General features: G+C 47.2%; 21 protein-coding genes and 1 pseudogene. 18 read left to right on the forward strand and 4 right to left on the reverse strand.

From position 1 onward, the window contains the following. Positions 1-2 precede the first annotated feature (2 nt). The 13 genes and pseudogenes from JCM19037_RS15490 (at position 3) to JCM19037_RS15540 (ending at position 8,558) form a co-directional block, all read left to right on the forward strand. On the forward strand, positions 3-788 hold the full coding sequence (locus JCM19037_RS15490) for a flagellar hook-basal body protein (protein WP_042402732.1): 786 nt from the start codon (positions 3-5) through the stop codon (positions 786-788). Between the two features lie 44 nt (positions 789-832). Next, entirely contained in the window at positions 833-1,642 is an 810-nt protein-coding gene (locus tag JCM19037_RS15495; RefSeq protein WP_042402734.1) for a flagellar hook-basal body protein, read from the forward strand. A gap of 29 nt (positions 1,643-1,671) precedes the next feature. Beyond that, a complete protein-coding gene (locus tag JCM19037_RS15500) occupies positions 1,672-1,941 on the forward strand; it encodes a DNA-directed RNA polymerase subunit beta (protein ID WP_042402736.1) in 270 nt (89 codons plus the stop codon). A 14-nt stretch (positions 1,942-1,955) separates the two neighbouring features. After that, positions 1,956-2,390: a 3-hydroxyacyl-ACP dehydratase FabZ gene (fabZ, locus tag JCM19037_RS15505; protein WP_042402738.1), complete on the forward strand. Its 435-nt coding sequence runs from the start codon at positions 1,956-1,958 to the stop codon at positions 2,388-2,390. A gap of 257 nt (positions 2,391-2,647) precedes the next feature. Continuing rightward, a complete protein-coding gene (locus tag JCM19037_RS15510) occupies positions 2,648-2,935 on the forward strand; it encodes a hypothetical protein (protein ID WP_042402739.1) in 288 nt (95 codons plus the stop codon). A 122-nt stretch (positions 2,936-3,057) separates the two neighbouring features. Further along, positions 3,058-3,663, forward strand: coding sequence for a trimeric intracellular cation channel family protein (locus tag JCM19037_RS15515; protein WP_042402741.1), 606 nt, complete (start codon positions 3,058-3,060; stop codon positions 3,661-3,663). 152 nt (positions 3,664-3,815) lie between these two features. Beyond that, a complete protein-coding gene (locus JCM19037_RS15520; RefSeq protein WP_042402742.1) occupies positions 3,816-4,499 on the forward strand; it encodes a peptidoglycan-binding protein in 684 nt (227 codons plus the stop codon). Next, positions 4,496-4,738: a peptidoglycan-binding domain-containing protein gene (locus JCM19037_RS30230; RefSeq protein WP_052363948.1), complete on the forward strand. Its 243-nt coding sequence runs from the start codon at positions 4,496-4,498 to the stop codon at positions 4,736-4,738. Before JCM19037_RS15520 ends, JCM19037_RS30230 begins: the two co-directional genes overlap by 4 nt. Continuing rightward, a complete protein-coding gene (locus tag JCM19037_RS15525) occupies positions 4,735-5,319 on the forward strand; it encodes a C40 family peptidase (RefSeq protein ID WP_052363949.1) in 585 nt (194 codons plus the stop codon). Before JCM19037_RS30230 ends, JCM19037_RS15525 begins: the two co-directional genes overlap by 4 nt. 359 nt (positions 5,320-5,678) lie before the next feature. Further along, a pseudogene (locus JCM19037_RS15530) lies at positions 5,679-7,201 on the forward strand (AbgT family transporter). Between the two features lie 60 nt (positions 7,202-7,261). Beyond that, positions 7,262-7,396: a hypothetical protein gene (locus JCM19037_RS28645; protein ID WP_255357920.1), complete on the forward strand. Its 135-nt coding sequence runs from the start codon at positions 7,262-7,264 to the stop codon at positions 7,394-7,396. A 121-nt stretch (positions 7,397-7,517) separates the two neighbouring features. Next, entirely contained in the window at positions 7,518-8,333 is an 816-nt protein-coding gene (locus JCM19037_RS15535; protein ID WP_042402744.1) for a mechanosensitive ion channel family protein, read from the forward strand. A 15-nt stretch (positions 8,334-8,348) separates the two neighbouring features. After that, complete coding sequence (locus JCM19037_RS15540; RefSeq protein ID WP_042402747.1) at positions 8,349-8,558, forward strand: hypothetical protein; 210 nt, start codon at positions 8,349-8,351, stop codon at positions 8,556-8,558. Positions 8,559-8,926: 368 nt separating this feature from the next. Here the strand turns inward: JCM19037_RS15540 and JCM19037_RS23175 are convergent, their stop codons facing one another. Continuing rightward, entirely contained in the window at positions 8,927-9,811 is an 885-nt protein-coding gene (locus tag JCM19037_RS23175; protein WP_052363950.1) for an N-acetylmuramoyl-L-alanine amidase, read from the reverse strand. 282 nt (positions 9,812-10,093) lie between these two features. On the opposite strand from JCM19037_RS23175, the gene JCM19037_RS15550 reads away from it, so the two are divergent. The 5 genes from JCM19037_RS15550 (at position 10,094) to JCM19037_RS15570 (ending at position 14,776) form a co-directional block, all read left to right on the forward strand. Then, positions 10,094-11,329 carry an extracellular solute-binding protein gene (locus tag JCM19037_RS15550; RefSeq protein WP_052363951.1) on the forward strand — a complete coding sequence of 412 codons (1,236 nt, stop codon included), beginning with the start codon at positions 10,094-10,096 and terminating at the stop codon, positions 11,327-11,329. A gap of 177 nt (positions 11,330-11,506) precedes the next feature. Further along, positions 11,507-13,027 carry an SAP domain-containing protein gene (locus JCM19037_RS15555; RefSeq protein WP_042402750.1) on the forward strand — a complete coding sequence of 507 codons (1,521 nt, stop codon included), beginning with the start codon at positions 11,507-11,509 and terminating at the stop codon, positions 13,025-13,027. A gap of 65 nt (positions 13,028-13,092) precedes the next feature. After that, on the forward strand, positions 13,093-13,698 hold the full coding sequence (locus JCM19037_RS15560; protein ID WP_042402753.1) for a cache domain-containing protein: 606 nt from the start codon (positions 13,093-13,095) through the stop codon (positions 13,696-13,698). Beyond that, positions 13,695-14,234, forward strand: coding sequence for a methyl-accepting chemotaxis protein (locus tag JCM19037_RS15565; RefSeq protein WP_042402757.1), 540 nt, complete (start codon positions 13,695-13,697; stop codon positions 14,232-14,234). The genes JCM19037_RS15560 and JCM19037_RS15565 overlap by 4 nt, the downstream gene beginning before the upstream one ends. Beyond that, entirely contained in the window at positions 14,231-14,776 is a 546-nt protein-coding gene (locus JCM19037_RS15570; protein WP_052363952.1) for a methyl-accepting chemotaxis protein, read from the forward strand. Before JCM19037_RS15565 ends, JCM19037_RS15570 begins: the two co-directional genes overlap by 4 nt. 318 nt (positions 14,777-15,094) lie before the next feature. On the opposite strand, the gene JCM19037_RS28650 is transcribed toward JCM19037_RS15570, so the two are convergent. The 3 genes from JCM19037_RS28650 to JCM19037_RS27485 are packed head-to-tail and all read right to left on the reverse strand — an operon-like array spanning position 15,095 to position 15,998. Then, positions 15,095-15,463 carry a LysR family transcriptional regulator substrate-binding protein gene (locus JCM19037_RS28650; protein ID WP_255357921.1) on the reverse strand — a complete coding sequence of 123 codons (369 nt, stop codon included), beginning with the start codon at positions 15,461-15,463 and terminating at the stop codon, positions 15,095-15,097. Between the two features lie 59 nt (positions 15,464-15,522). Next, positions 15,523-15,759 (reverse strand): LysR substrate-binding domain-containing protein, encoded by a 237-nt coding sequence (locus JCM19037_RS28655; protein ID WP_307189840.1) that lies wholly within the window; start codon positions 15,757-15,759, stop codon positions 15,523-15,525. After that, entirely contained in the window at positions 15,669-15,998 is a 330-nt protein-coding gene (locus JCM19037_RS27485) for a LysR family transcriptional regulator (protein ID WP_052363954.1), read from the reverse strand. Before JCM19037_RS27485 ends, JCM19037_RS28655 begins: the two co-directional genes overlap by 91 nt. Between the last annotated feature and the right edge of the window lie 28 nt (positions 15,999-16,026).

Raw genomic sequence — 16,026 nt, forward strand, 5'->3', positions numbered from 1 at the left:
CTATGATTCGTGGGTATTATCAAGCGGCTTCAGGGATGATTACACAGCAACGCCGAACGGAAATGTTGAACGACAACTTGGCCAATGTGAATACACCAGGGCACAAAGCGGACTACGCAGGCATTCGCTCGTTTCCGAACATGCTTATCCAAGCGATGAATACCGGTCAGAGGCAACCGGTCGGGGAACTTTCGACAGGTGTTTATATGCAGGAGCGAACGCCGGATTATCGTCAAGGAGACTTGCAAGAGACTGGAACGAGTACGGATGTTGCGCTATTACAAGGCTTCGTTGATGGTGGGGGCTTGTTCTTTGCTGTAGCAGGTGAAGATGGAGAAACTGCCTACACGCGAAACGGTAATTTCGCCGTTGATGGGGAAGGCTATTTAACGACGAGTGCAGGGCATCGTTTGCTCGGTAATGATGGTGAAGCAATGCTTGTCACGAATGAATGGTTTCAGATGAATGAGACGGGGGAGATTACCGACCAAGAAGGGAATGCGGTCGGTCAGTTGGACGTTCGTTTTGCAGAAGACCCGAACGATTTGGTGAAAGCCGGTGAGAGCCTTTTGACGACAGCGGGCGGAGAATTGCCAAGCGCAATCGGCAATGCTGATCTCCCATATTCGTTGCAACAAGGGTTTGTTGAACGATCCAATGTGGACCCGATGACGACGATGACGGATATGATGACCGCTTATCGACAGTTTGAAGCGAATCAAACTGTACTTCAAGCATATGACCAGAATTTACAACGGGCAGCAAACGACATCGGTCGACTTGGGTAGCCATATTTCCCGGGAATGATGTCGGAAATGGGGGGAGCGACGAAATGATTTCATCAACGGTTTCCATGGGTCAGTTGCAACAAGGCATTGATACAATTTCTCATAACTTAGCGAATATGAACCGAACAGGCTATCAAAGAAGAGAGAGCTCTTTTGCCGATATGCTTTATCAACAAGTGAACAATCAAACCGTTCCACAACCAGAAGGTACACGTTACACACCGGAAGGGATTCGCGTCGGTACAGGGGCTGGATTAGCGCAAACGGCGATGCGTTTTGAGCAAGGATCGATTCACCAGAGTGGGCGTAGTCTTGACTTTGCACTCACGCAACCTGGACAGTTCTTCCCTGTGGAGCGAGATGGTGAGACGTACTTAACGCGTGACGGCGCTTTTTATTTAACAGAATCAGCAGCAGGAGCGTGGCAGCTCGTGACGAGAAACGGGGAAGCGCTGCTTGATGCGGATGGCAACGCAATGACTGTGCCTGGAGAGGCCGTTGATTTCACGTTGCAGCCAGATGGAACATTAAACGCACAGTTAAATGATGGAACAGAAGTAGCAATTGGCACGCTAAGTGTAGCGAATGTGAGTAAGCCGCAATTACTCGAAGCGATTGGCAATAATTTATTTGCAATTCCGGACGTGGATGCGCTTGATCTTGCCATTGGTGATGTACTAGAATATGAAGCGGCGACAAGTGAATCGGTTGTTCAAGGCGCGTTAGAACAATCGAATGTAGATATGGCTATGGAAATGGTGAAACTGATGGAGATGCAACGTCTATATAGCATGCATTCTCGTTCATTAAGTCAGTCTGACCAAATGATGGGCCTTGTGAACAGTTTACGTTAATGTAGTGCCTAGAGCGTAAGGAGTATTCCATGACTGAGCAATCGACGGATGAATCAATGGAAGAGAACGACAAAAAACAAACCCGTAAAGAGCGAAGAAAAGAAAAGCGAGCGGAAAAGAGAGGCAGAAGAATTCGGGCTTTCCCAATCTGGCTTCGCTTACTAATCGTTGCACTTTTATTCATTGTTGCCCTCGTTCTCGGCTTGCTCTTTGGTTATAATATCATTGGAGGTAGTGAAGGTTTTGATATCTTGCAATGGGAGACATGGACAGACCTCTATGACTATATTAACGGCTAAAGGATGTTGAACAGATGCTATCAATTGAAGAAATTAAAGAGATCATCCCCCACCGCTACCCGTTTTTACTCATTGATCGGGTAACAGAACTGCAAGCGGGAGAAAGTTGCACAGCGATTAAGAATGTGAGTGCAAATGAGGAGTTTTTTAACGGTCATTTTCCTGATTTTCCACTTATGCCTGGCGTGTTAATCGTTGAGGCACTTGCGCAAACTGGAGCAGTTGCCCTATTAAAGCATGAGAATTTTGCAGGTAAACTGGCTGTGTTTGCAGGAATTGATAACTGTAGGTTTAAAGGGCAAGTGAAACCTGGCGATCAATTAAAACTGGAAACTACACTTACACGGGTGAGAGGTTCGATCGGTAAAGGTCACGGAGTCGCAAGTGTGGACGGACAAACCGTAGCCGAATTAGATTTGATGTTTGCCATCACAGATAAAGATTCATAATTGCGAAGGAGCCGACACCGGTTCCTTTTTTATATGATGAAAGTAAAGATTCACAAATAAGACATGAATACGTTTAAATTGTGTAGTAAAATGGGCGAATTGTAAGAATCGGATGACATTGTGAGACATTGTCTAAACACATTCAAAAATGAACGCAATTCATAGACGAGGTAGGATTAGGCTGATAAGATGTACACAGTTGATCAACAGATCAGCACGAGAAACTCAAACTCTTACATTTAAAGGGGAAATTAACAATGAATAAAAAATTACTATATGGTGCACTTTCTTCAATCCTAGCTGTCGGTATGCTTGCTGCATGTGGCGACGACGCTGAAGAGCCAGCAGACGAGAACGGTACAGACGACGTAGAAGTTGACGGTGACGACGACATGGACACTGAAGACGACTTGGACATTGACGAAGAGCCAATGGACGAAGAAGAAGACGACATGGGCATGGACGAAGATGAAGACATGGATGCTGACGAAGATGCAGATGCTGACGCAGACATGGACGATGAAGACGAAGACACTGACGCGTAAGTGTCATAAAAAGGCTGCCTAACGGTAGCCTTTTTTTTATGGAAAAACACGGTTATCATTTTAACGTTTTGTGAGATAATATAAACGCTAATCTGGATCGTTGAACGAGGTGCGTAACAAACATGACGTGGGATGTATTAAATGTAATTGGAACACTGGCGTTCGCGCTTAGTGGTGTGGTCGTCGCTATGGAAGAGCGATACGATCTAATGGGTGTGTATATTCTCGGATTTGTGACGGCATTTGGCGGGGGAGCCATTCGAAATTTATTGATCGGTGTACCTGTCACAGCTTTGTGGGATCAAGGTATGTTGTTTATTATTGCTTTCGTCGCGATTACGATTTTATTTGTTTTTCCACGCTTTTTAAGCCGTAGGGGCTCGATGTGGGGTGTGTTCTTTGATGCAATTGGCTTAGCGGCGTTTGCCGCACAAGGAGCCATCTTTGCAAACAGCATGGGCCTGCCCGTCAGTGCTGCCATTGCAGCAGCGGCGCTTACAGGCACTGGTGGTGGAATGGTCCGTGATTTGTTAGCTGGAAGAAGGCCGCTGTTTTTACAAAAAGAAATTTACATTGCGTGGACTTTAATTGCAGGAGTGCCCATCGGATTAGGTTGGGTGTCACATCCGATCGGTTATTTTGTCGTGGTTGTGCTAATTGTCACCCTTCGAATGCTCAGCGTGCGTTATCAATGGCGTTTACCGTCCCGACAACTAGGTACTTCGTAGTGCCTAGTGTCAATATGGACTATATACCAATTTTGGCGATTTTTACAGTTCATTCTAGCTTTAATAAGTATAAAGTAGTAAAATACATATACTATTTGTTTCCTCATTCCTTGCAATCTAATCATAACCACATATGAAGTTAGGAGGCTAGAATGGCAGTTAGCACGATGGGCAAATTTTTTGTCACTTCAGCCACAGTTACAGGGGCTGTATTAACCGTTCCGATGATCGCCGACGCCGCTTTGGAGAACCAAGTGCTCCGATTTGGCCAACAATCCGAGGATGTTAAACATCTCCAAACATTACTTAAAGAAAAAGGATATTTTACATATCAAACCGCAACAGGCTATTATGGTGACGTGACCGTTCGGGCCGTTCGCCAATTCCAAGGGGATCATAACCTTGTTGTAGACGGTATTGCCGGCCCCAATACGATTGGTGCCTTACTAAAAGACCAACCACGCCAGCAAGTACAAGCCGTTAGTACGAATTCGAGTCGTTCATCTGGAATGCTTCGTTCTGGAAGCAAAGGCGAATCTGTCAGTCAGTTACAGCGACAGCTTCGAGATCTCGGCCACTTCTCATCAACAGTTGATGGTCACTTTGGCCGCGTCACGGAAGCTGCAGTCAGAGACTTCCAACGCTCACATGGCTTAGTGCCGACGGCATCGTCGGACCGAAAACCGACCGCCAGCTTCAAGTCGTACAAGCCGCTGACAACCCGAACCGTAATACAAACAGTGGGCAGTCCGAAACCCGGCCTTCCTCATCATCTTCGGGGCTTTTATCACCAGGTGATCGTGGCAACAGCGTATCCGTTCTTCAGCAACAATTGAAAGACCTAGGTTATTACAGTCATGCCGTTACTGGCACCTTCGGTCCTATTACCGAACGCGCTGTTCGCGACTTTCAACGCAACAATCGCATCGGAGTCGACGGGCTCGTTGGACCACAAACCACCGCACGCTCTCTGACAGTCCGAAGCGAGCAGGGGAAAGCGCAGGTTCGGGCTCAGGCTCGACGCCAACGCCATCTAATGCCGTTCTTCGCCAAGGCGCACAAGGACAAGCAGTGACGAACTTGCAACAACAATTGCGAGACAACGGCTACATGAATATCGCACCAACTGGAGTATTCGGTGACCTTACATACCAAGCCGTTCGTAAGTTTCAACGAGACAAAGGCCTCGTCGTCGACGGCATCGCTGGTCCCGCTACATTTGGCGCTTTAAATGGAAACACCGGTAGTGCAAAACCCGCCCCGCCACCAAGCAGTGGAGGGAATAGCGGCAGTGGCTCCTTTAGTCTCACAGAATTAGTGAACACAGCATCGCAATACATAGGAACACCATATGTGTGGGGAGGGACAACCCCTTCTGGCTTTGACTGTTCAGGATTTATCCAATATGTATTCAACAAAAGTGGTGTAAACACCCCACGGACCGTTGCACAAATGTTCGCATCAGGAAGCTCGGTCAGCTCACCAAGTGTTGGCGACATCGTCTTTTTCGACACAACTGGTGGACCGTCCCACGCTGGCATCTATATCGGCGGTAACAAATTCGTTCATGCAGGCAGCTCTACCGGCGTAACCGTTGCCGACCTGAACAACAGCTATTGGAGCCCGCGCTACCTCGGTGCAAAACGTCTACACTAAAACGAACGTCCCATTATTGGGGGCGTTTTTTCGTTGCAATTAAGGTCGGTGTCCCGAGCAACGCACCGAGGGAAGTAGAGTACTTTAGCAGAGGCGCGTGCCCGGTTGCCATAGGTGGACGGGCGGGGCTGCGCGTGAGTTTATGCCATCTGCGCGCAGATCAAGCCAAGCGAAACCGGTCTCGCGCCGACGGAATGTTGGAACTGTGGAGTGGAGATCTGAGATTCTGCGCGACACGCTTACTCGCAATTAAAGTTTGGCACATACGAGAGATTGCTCAAAACGTGACGTTTCTATTATTCAGAATATACAACCATTCGTGTATAATGAGCGAAAATGATGGGTGAGGGGGAAACGTGATGGAGGGCAATCGCTTAGGAAACCGTACGTTAGATACAATTGAGAAGTTGGGCAACAAGTTGCCGCACCCGTTTATGCTGTTTGTGTATTTTATTGTGGCAATCATACTTACGTCATTTATCATAAGTTTCTTTGACGTGGCGTTTCAGGATCCGGAATCAGGAGATATGATTGAGATTAACAACATGCTATCAGCTGACGGTATTGAGTACATATTTTCCTCGATGCTCGATAACTTCACTGGATTTACGCCGCTCGGCACTGTTCTAAGCTTGATGCTCGGCATCGGGCTTGCTCAGAAGGTTGGCTTGATGGAATCGTTCATGAAAAAGACGATTACGAATGCGCCGAAACAGCTCGTCACATATGCCGTTGTGTTTGCCGGGATCCTTGGTAACCTCGCTTCTGACGCGGCTTTCGTGATTATCCCTCCGCTCGCGGCGATGGTTTTCTATTCCATAGGACGCCACCCGGTCGCCGGCCTCGCCGCAGGCTTTGCGGGTGTTGGCGCTGGCTTTACTGCCAACTTCCTAATCACCGGAACGGACGCCTGTTGGCTGGCGTATCGACCGAAGTGGCGCAAACCATCAACGAAGATCTCTTTGTCACACCGGTTGATAATTATTTCTTCATGGTTGTGTCGGTGTTTATGCTCATTTTCGTTGCCGTTTGGATTACCGAGAAGGTGACCGTGCCGCGGCTCGGCAAATACGACCCGAAGTATGCAGAAGATGGAGTGCTCGACCAGAAAGTCGAGGAAATCACACCTGAAATCAATCGCGGCTCCGGAACGCACTTATTGCTGGTGCGTTGTATATTGGTGTCGCCGCCCTCTTAATCCTGCCGCCCAACGCGATCCTCAGGGCGGACGACGGGTCAATGGTTCCCTCCCCGTTCTTCGATAACATCGTGCCGATTAACCTGTTGTTCTTTCTCGTCGTCTCCATTACGTATGGGGTCACGGTGAAAGAGATAACAGCTGCGCGTGATGTGCCTGAGAAGATGGCCGCTGCGATGAAAGATATGAGTGGCTTTATCGTGTTAATCTTCGCGGCTTCTCAGTTTATTGCGTACTTCGATTATACGAATATTGGGGCGTGGATTGCGGTGAGTGGGGCTTCGGCACTCGAAAGCATGAACTTTACGGGGCTGCCGGTCATCGTTTTGTTCATCTTGTTTACGACGATGTTAAACATGTTTATTTTCAGTGGGTCTGCGCAATGGGCGCTCATGGCACCGGTGTTTATTCCGTTGTTCGTCTATTTGAATTATGACCCTGCGTACATTCAACTCGCATACCGGATTAGAGATTCCTCAACGAATATCATTACACCGATGAACGTACGTGCCGATGGTGCTCGCCTTTTTGAAACAGTACGACACACGGGCAGGGTTTGGGACGTTATTTTCCATTATGATTCCGTATACGATCGTCATTTTGACATTGTGGATTATTATGTTTGTCGTCTGGTCCCTGTTAGGGTTGCCGATTGGACCGGGGTCGGGAATGCATATTCAGTAAAGGAGGAAGGGAAATGGAACTTCCAAAGATCGGAAGGCCGGCAACGAGTGCTCTTACTACGTGGGTATCTATACTCTTGAACAAGTGAGCGAACATACACAAAAAGAAATTGTGGCAATGCACGGCGTTGGCCCGAAAGCAATTCGAATTTTGAGCGAAACATTGGAAGAAGCCAGTATGATGTGGAAAGGGTAGCCTATCCGTAGATTTATATTTCATGATACTTTCAAGGAAGTTATTCTTGGCTCAGTGGCGGGCTCCTATGTTATACTACACGAATAATTCAGCAATTGATGAGTAAGGAGTGACGATTTGTATGAACTTTACGTGGGACGCAATGCTTTCACTAGCCATTGAAGTTGTAGCCATTATTATCATCTATTTGATCGTCCGAGCTGTTGGAAACTCCGTCATTAGCCGTACGTTTAAGAAGGCGGCGGAGAAGAAAGGAACCCAAGCCGGTCGAGCCAAAACGTTAAGTAACATCATTAAAAGTGTATTCGGTTACGCTACTTTGTTTATTTTCATCCTCGTCATGCTTGGTGCATTTGACATTGATATTATGCCGCTCATTGCAGGTGCGGGTGTGATTGGTCTTGCCGTTGCATTCGGTGCTCAAGGTCTTGTGAGCGACATTGTGACGGGCTTCTTCTTGCTTCTTGAAAAGCAAATTGATGTTGAAGATTATGTGACGATTGCAGGACTCGACGGGATTGTTGAAGAAGTAGGGCTTAGAACGACGCGTATCCGTGGGTTCGATGGAACACTTCACTTCATCCCGAACCGCGACATCACGAGTGTGAGTAACCATTCCCGCGGGAACATGGAAGCCTTTATCGATATCGGCATCTCCTTCAACGACAACATCAACGAAGCGATGGCCGTTTTGCAAACCGCCACAAAGAAACTGTATGAAGAAGACGAGAACATCGTCGAAGAACCATACGTGCTTGGTGTGACGAGCTTCGATGAATACGACATGAAGATTCGCATCCTCACGTACACGACCAACATGAACCAATGGGCCGTCGAACGTAAACTCCGCCAAGTGTGTAAAGAAGCACTGGACGAAGCGGGAATTCATATTCCGCTACCGCAACAAATCTATACCGACCATAAGGCAAACGGATAAGGGAGCAGGAATGAATTGGATGCCTTGCAAATGTTGAGGAACTTCCTCATCGCGTTCATCATCCTCATGACGTTAATTGTCATTGTCCTGATCATTTTAGCGGTCGTTGATCCAACAGAGCATACCATGCCGACCGGCACCATGATGAGCGTGTCCATCGGCGCCTTACTGTTCGTCATCAACAACCGCCTGATCCGCAAACAAGAAAAGAAGCTGCCCAAATGAAGGCAGCTTCTTTTCTTGTGCGCACTTGTTGAAGAGCTAGAGTGATGGCGGCGGGGGTCACTGCAAAAACCTTTGAAGTGGTGTGAACGATCGATACCCCTGCCCCGCCCGAAATGCCAGCAAGCTATCGGCGCGAGCCGCGCCGAGTGAGTGCAGTTTTGTTCGGCCCCGCCGGGGCCGACATGTCGTTAGTTATTTGGCTGTGATCGGCGCTCAAGTTTGGCGAAATTAGCGTGAAAATCGTTAAACTAGGCAAACTTGAGCGCAGAAAGCATGAACTAGCGCGCAGAATGGCCGTCCCTCGTACTCCCACGCCTGTATTTTGCCCGCAACGCAAAAAATACCGACCCTACGCAGGGTCGGTATTATCATTGGCTATAGGCGTCAACAGCGCGTAAGATGGAGCGCGCGCTTTGGTCGCGCATGAGGTCGGTTTGTTGCAACGAAGCATCCCCAGAGTTGGTCATAAAGCCGAACTCGACGAGAGCTGCAGGCATTTGAGTGTTTGTGAGCACCCTGAAAGCACTTCCGCGAATCCCGCGATCACGCATCAGCACTTCGGAAACCGCCATCTGTTGCAGAGTACGTGCCAACTCTTTGCTTTGCGAGCTTCCGTGCATATAGAACGTCTCGATGCCGTTTGCTTGTACTTCGAAAGAGGCGTTGGCATGGATGCTGATGAACACATCTGCGGACTGACGGTTCGCAAACGCCGCTCGGTCCTCCAAACCAACATACGTATCGCCTGTTCTAGTGAGTGATACGTCATATCCGGCAGAAGAAAGGTAGTTTGCCGCCCGCTCGGCAATGTCGAGCGCCAATTCTTTCTCCATTACATCACCGACAATTGCCCCGGGATCGCGGCCGCCATGGCCAGGATCGAGCACGACGCGCTGGACACCTTGCAATGACGCCTCGGGCGCTGGTTCCGGCACGGGTTCTGTGTTAGCTTCAGTGACGGTCTCTTCCTCGTCCACTTCGGAGACGCCGCTCGCAGTAATGAAGTCAAGACTCACATAACCCGCGCGGCCGTTGTATGTAATCTGTCCCCACCCCTCACTAACCTCAAGGTATTCTATCGTTTGTCGGTTGCTGAGTGCCCCGATCACGGGCGCATCTGCATTGGCTGAATCCCGTACATTCAGCGTGCCACTCGTATCCACATACCCAGTTTCGTATGCGTGTGCGTGTAAGGGCATCATCACAAGTATTGAGAAAAATAAGACGATTGCAGTAACGATGGATTTTTGCATATGTGGAAGCCCCTCTCTATCAATCTATCAATTAGGTACGTCTAAGATTACGAGAAAAATGCACCTTGCGTCAAGAACAATTGCTCGCCAAACTTCGGCGAATGATGGAAGAAAAACCCGATGGTGACAGGTTTGTAGAATGTTGCTGGACGGTGATACGTGTGAAATTCAAGAGTAAATGCCTAGACGAATAAGGTTTCTTTTCTATATGTAAGCCCTTACAATATAAACTAAGAACATTTAGTGCAACCGATTGCACCATAAAAGAAGGAGGCGTGAATTTTGAAGAAGATACTCGTAGGGATGCTCGTCCTGGTTCTTGCAGCTTGTGCGCCGGACCGAGAAGAAGAGGCAGTCACAGAAACGCCAGACGGGGAAGCTCCAGAAAAACCAGACACGTTGCACGTATGGATTCACGAAGAAGACGACCACATCGCAGCAATGGAAGAGATCTTCTCCGCGTATACAGAAGAAGCCGGCATCGAGATTGAGTATGCACAAATGTCTGCGATCGACCAATCTGAGAACATTGCGCTAGACGGACCCGCAGGTACAGGGCCCGACATCTATCATATCGCTCACAACGGCATCGGTAGCCAAGCAGCCCAAAACCTCGCCGCCCCGATCGAACTAGATGCCGAGCAAGAGGCGCGGTTTACGGAAGAAAGCATTGAAGGACTCACCTATGAAGGTCAGCTATATGGCATCCCCTTCGTTTCAGAAACGACCGCTTTGCTCGTGAATGAAAACATCGTCAACGAGCTGCCAACGACCGTCGATGAATTAGAAAACATTGCAGAGTCAGAAACCAACGTTTCAAATGATGAGTACGGATTTTTGGCAGATACGACGGAAATGTATTTTGCCTACCCATTCCTTACCGGTTTTGGGGGTTACATCTTTTCTGATGATGGTGACATCGGTCTAAATAATGAAGGAACGGTTCGAGGGGCCGAGCTGCTGCAGAGCTGGCATTCAAACAATTGGATTCCAACGTCCATTGACGGTGAAATTCAAGACGGGCTATTCATTGAAGGGAATGTCGGCGTTTCTTTGACCGGGCCGTGGAACATTCCAAGCTACGCTCGAGGTATTGGGGAAGAAAACTTGCGGTCAGCGCCACTTCCCGAACTGCCAAACGGAGAGATCGCTAGCTCATTCGTAACATTCAAGTCGTGGGTGTTATCGCCGTTTTCCGATGAAGACTACTGGGCCCAAGACTTGATGCACTTCATAACAAACGACACGAATAACATGGAATACTACCGAGAAACGAACGAATTACCTGCCGTCACCCATTTGTTAGAAGACACAGAAATCACTGACGACCCACTAATCCAAGGTTTTGCCGAACAGATCCAGCACGGAACCGCCATGCCAAATACGCCAGAAGCCGACCAAGTGTGGTACCCAATTAACGATGCCCTCCAATTCATCGCTGAAGGTCAAGACATCCAAGAAGTGCTAGACGAAGCCGTTGAACGAATCGAAGAAAACATCGAGATGATGGGCGGATAAAAGATGCGGCTATTAATCACCTCATAGAATGATCTATGAGGTGATTAAAGTTTAAACGATAACCGTAGGTACTTTTGGACAATCGCCGAGTAATCATAGTATAATAACATGACATTTCATATAATTTAGACTTGTTTATCTATTTTTGTTATATCCTGACTAAGGAGTTGGTTCGGTATGCAACTACAAGATCTGCTTCCACTAATGTCAAAGATGTACTTATCTCGAACGGTTGATAGCTTCCTAAAAGATGTAAAGCTTTATGAAGAAGACGAGATGAGAAATATTATTCTAAAGAACATTGAAGAGTTTAGAAACGACAAGAGAGTGAAGAGCAATTTGAACTTCAGGACGACAGATCGCGATATTACGCTTTTGAATCGACTGATACTCAAATGCTTGCTTGGTAGTCAAAACTACATACTCACCGAAAAGCAGTTGCATAAGGAAGTGCTTGATCTTCAATCTCAAATTCTGCATGACAGTCAAGACGAGGATTACATGAATGCCAAAATTGATGCGACCGCAGGTAGAGTGTACACAGCCGTATTAAACACAGCTTGGCTTAAAGACGATGCGCTAAATGAACATGAAATTAACATTCTGTATACGCTTAGGGATGAATTTAATTTGTCCATACGCGATCACTATTTATTGGAAAGTAAAATTGGACGGTTCCCGCGCAAAAATGGAAAACTACATTCGACACAGAACATTGATCAATCACTAAAAGACCTACAGCAAAGGGGGATTGTCGTTCGTATCAAATCAGATGCTCCTTATTACGTCATTCCAAGCGATATTGTAAGAATTGTTCGTTATGAAATGGGTGAAGAATTACGAACAGAGACGTATCAGCAGCTTTTAAAAGATTTAAATTTAACCCAACTAAAGCAAGTTCTTTCATCGATGAATATCAACACAAGTGGTGTTAAGGAAGCTATTATTGAACGAATCATCAAATATAACATTCTGCCTTCGCAAACACTCGCAAACCTAAGCAACACGGAGCTCACGCAATTTTTAAGGTCTAAAGAAGGCGTGAGAATAAGCGGGAACAAAGAAGAAAAAATCCAAAACATCATCGACTACTATGAGAACATTACAACGAAAGCCGACTCAGACCCAACAGATGAGCGGTCTATCTATTATGATTTTATGGATCAACTTGCCTCCAGAAACTACAAGGCTCTACGTGCCAATCGAGTCATTCAGAAAGACGTGAACGTAGAGACTTACTTTGAGCAAGCGACCGAGTACTTGTTTGAAAAGAAACTAGGTTTGCAGCTCGAAGAAATGCCAGGTTCAAAACATACCGACGGAAGAATCAAGTTCGACACAAAATCGGTTATGCTTTGGGATAACAAGAGCACAGAGAAAGCATATACATTCCCTAATGCACACTTTGATCAATTTTTAGGGTACATTCGCTCTGAGAAAATGAGAGTTGCCGTCTTTCTCATTGTTGCTCATGACTTCACGCAAGAAGCGATCAACCAAGCACAAAAGTTAAAAGTCTTCTCTGAGCAAGACACCGGCGTAGCTTTAATTAGAACAGAGGATTTAAAGTACATTGCAGAACATTGGAAAGAGTATTCTGAACAGAAGAAGCCCGAGTTCAACCTTCAAGTATTTAACTTAACGGCAGAGATGAATCGCCAATTACTGACAAATAGAATGGAATGGATCATTAATTAATCGATTCCCCTATTAACTTCACCCCCTAATCTATCGATATTAAGAATAGAGAAGGGGGTTTTTCATTGAAACGGAAATTTACGATATCCCATAAATTTGGTCTTTTGGCAGGCTCCATGATGCTCCTCTTCATGGTCGGAACAGCGGCCATGCTATACATTCAAGTTACATTGAACATGGAAGACGCGATGCAAGATCGGTTGGAAGCTGACTTGTTGCTCGGTTATGAACTGATGGATCAACAATATCGGGGTCCTTGGAACATTGAAGATGATCAGCTATACAAAGGAAATCGCCTCGTCGATAGCAGTATGGTAGAGCACATTGCCGAACTGACAGACGGTGATGCCACGCTATTTATGGAAAATGTGCGTGTCGCAACGACCATTGAAATTGATGGTGAACGGGCTATTGGCACAACCGCGCCCGAGGAAGTCGCCCAGACCGTTCTCGGAGACGGCGAACCGTTCTTCGGTTCAACCGTTGTGGAGGGCGAGCCGTTTCAGACCGCCTACCAACCCATTGAGAATAACAATGGTGAAGTGATCGGCATGTGGTTCGTTGGACAATCTCAGCAGGGGATCGTATCTGCTATTTTAGACAATTTCTTTTGGTTGCTCGTCACTTATGTTGGGGTGATTGTTGTCGTTCTGCCGTGTATTATTTCTTGAATCGCAATCTCAGTCGGCGTTTCAAGAACACGACCGACGTGCTCGCTCTCGCAGGTCAAGGGGATTTCTCACAACCGCTCACCGACGGGTCGCGGGATGAGCTCGGTATGGTGGCAACGAGCTATAATCAAATGCGAGAACAGGTCGAATTGTTGCTTACAAACATTCAAACTACATCGGAACAGGTCGCCTCATCATCAGAGGAGTTGTATGCAAGTGCCGAGGAGCTCGGCGCCGTCTCTGAACATAGTACCGACCTCAATGAGGATGTTGCCAGCAAAGCGGAAACCCAACGCGCCCAGACTCGAGAAGCAACCGCCCGCGCTTCGGACGTAATGGACTTGATGCAAGTGATGAGTACGCGCCTCGGCGAAGTGCGCGACGTGTCGGAGGACACCGAGCGAGAAATAAAAGCTGGCGGGGTCCGCGTGCGCCAGTCGATGGAGAAAATGGAGCTCGTCCAATCTCAGACGCACGCTACGTCCGAGCGATTCGAAGGGTTGAAAAGAGACTCCGCTCGATCGGTGAAATTGTGACGGCCATTTCTGAGTTCGCCGAGCAAACAAACTTGCTCGCCTTAAACGCCTCGATTGAAGCGGCACGGGCAGGAGAGAATGGCAAAGGGTTTGCTGTCGTCGCAAGCGAAGTGAAGCGTCTCGCCGAAGACTCTGCGAAAGCAGCTGAAGAAATTGCCCGCTATATTGGAGACATTCAATCGCAAATCTCCAGCTCAGCAGTTGACATTGAGGGCAGTTTGCGCACTGTCGAACAAGGCCTCGGTGAAGTGAACAATATCGATGAAGCGTTTCGTCGCATCGAGCAGTCCATGCAACAACTGTTCGCCAAAGTTGAAGAAATTAGCGAAGACGGTGGCCGTGTCACTACCGAAACTGTGCTCACCGACGATGCCATCCAAAACGTTGCTCGTGACATCGAAGCCATCGCAGGCATCACCCAACAAGTTGCCGCCTCATCCGAGGAGCAACATGCTTCAAGTGAAGAAGTCGCCAGCGCCGCCGAGTCCTTGGCTCAATCCGCGCAGCAGTTAAAAGAGCAAACAGCAGCGTTTCGGTTTTAGCGCGAGCTGCTGAAGTGGTGGTCGTTTGTCGGCCCCACTGGGGCCGACAGGTTGCTCGGTATTTGGCAGCATACCCAAACTGCGCGCGAGTTGACATGTGTTGCGCGCAAGTTACCTGAAATGGGTGGGGATTCTACGAAATTGAGCAAACATGCGCACAGTTGGTCTGAACTTGCGCGTAGATTGGCGCGTACCTGTGCGTCAAGAACTCGAAATGCTGTCGGCGCGAGTCGCGCGAACCGACACCGGTTTCCCTTCGGCCCGACTGGGGCTGACAGGTTGCTGGCACCTCAACCTGCAATCTGTGCTGGAGGTTCGTTAGGGAGCTTGGTTAAAGGTGTCAACAGCATTTTTTGAGACTTCGCCGTTGTGGATGTGTGCAGTAAGGTATTGAACGAAGGCTTTAACGACGGGTGATTCCAAAGAGTCTTCTGAGTAAATCATCCATGTTTTACGGATAAGGTCTTCATCATTAATCTTTAAATTGTACGTGAAGAATTGATCTTTTGGTTGCAAACAGATTCCTGGAATGATTCCATAGCCTAATCCGTGTCGAACCATCTCTTTACATGTTTCGATTCTGTCTACGTCCATAACGATCTGCGGTGGCAGTTTGAAATTGTTGTTCCACCAGTCTTTAATCATTAATTCAAGCAATGGATCTGTCCTAAAAGAGATTCGTTTCATGTCCGGAAGTTTTTTTATATCGATCTTATCTTTTGAAATGAGGCATACATTCTCTTTACTTATGAGAATACTATTCGCTTTCCAATCATAGCCTCCACGGATAATGCCAATGTGTATTTTTCATCTTCCAATTTCTTTAAGATGGCAGAACTCCAGCCTGTCGTTACTTCCACTTGTATGTTCGGAAATTCTTCCATAAATTTCTTTAATATTTCTGGCAACCGGTAATAAGAAAAGGTGCTAGATACGCCAAGCGCAAATTTCCTTGAATTTTTTTGCCCATATTCAGCAACCAATCCTTCGTTTTTTCCAACTCACGGCTCATCTTCTCAAAGTAATGAACAAGGTACTCCCCCTCACTCGTGAATTTCAATCCTTTATTACTGCGTTTCGCAATTTCAATACCGAATTCACGTTCAATGCTTGAAAGACGATAGGTGATTGCGGGTTGGGAGATGTATAACATTTCCGCAGTCTTCGTAATGCTTTTAACCTCATACAATGTCTGTAACAAAATCCAGTCTTTCTCATTCATTTTGTTGCCTCCCTTTTTGATCAATCTG

The organism is Geomicrobium sp. JCM 19037, assembly GCF_000698105.1.
In the GTDB taxonomy this organism is placed as follows: Bacteria; Bacillota; Bacilli; order Bacillales; family Marinococcaceae; genus Geomicrobium_A.

What these genes read in the sequence shown, in the direction of transcription:
- JCM19037_RS27485 (WP_052363954.1), bottom strand. Translation starts at nt 15,998, where the DNA reads ATGAATGAGAAAGACTGGATTTTGTTACAGACATTGTATGAGGTTAAA.
- JCM19037_RS15515 (WP_042402741.1), top strand. Translation starts at nt 3,058, where the DNA reads ATGACGTGGGATGTATTAAATGTAATTGGAACACTGGCGTTCGCGCTT.
- JCM19037_RS15535 (WP_042402744.1), top strand. Translation starts at nt 7,518, where the DNA reads ATGAACTTTACGTGGGACGCAATGCTTTCACTAGCCATTGAAGTTGTA.
- JCM19037_RS15500 (WP_042402736.1), top strand. Translation starts at nt 1,672, where the DNA reads ATGACTGAGCAATCGACGGATGAATCAATGGAAGAGAACGACAAAAAA.
- JCM19037_RS15555 (WP_042402750.1), top strand. Translation starts at nt 11,507, where the DNA reads ATGCAACTACAAGATCTGCTTCCACTAATGTCAAAGATGTACTTATCT.
- JCM19037_RS15490 (WP_042402732.1), top strand. Translation starts at nt 3, where the DNA reads ATGATTCGTGGGTATTATCAAGCGGCTTCAGGGATGATTACACAGCAA.
- JCM19037_RS23175 (WP_052363950.1), bottom strand. Translation starts at nt 9,811, where the DNA reads ATGCAAAAATCCATCGTTACTGCAATCGTCTTATTTTTCTCAATACTT.
- fabZ (WP_042402738.1), top strand. Translation starts at nt 1,956, where the DNA reads ATGCTATCAATTGAAGAAATTAAAGAGATCATCCCCCACCGCTACCCG.
- JCM19037_RS28650 (WP_255357921.1), bottom strand. Translation starts at nt 15,463, where the DNA reads ATGAAACGAATCTCTTTTAGGACAGATCCATTGCTTGAATTAATGATT.
- JCM19037_RS15510 (WP_042402739.1), top strand. Translation starts at nt 2,648, where the DNA reads ATGAATAAAAAATTACTATATGGTGCACTTTCTTCAATCCTAGCTGTC.
- JCM19037_RS15520 (WP_042402742.1), top strand. Translation starts at nt 3,816, where the DNA reads ATGGCAGTTAGCACGATGGGCAAATTTTTTGTCACTTCAGCCACAGTT.
- JCM19037_RS15495 (WP_042402734.1), top strand. Translation starts at nt 833, where the DNA reads ATGATTTCATCAACGGTTTCCATGGGTCAGTTGCAACAAGGCATTGAT.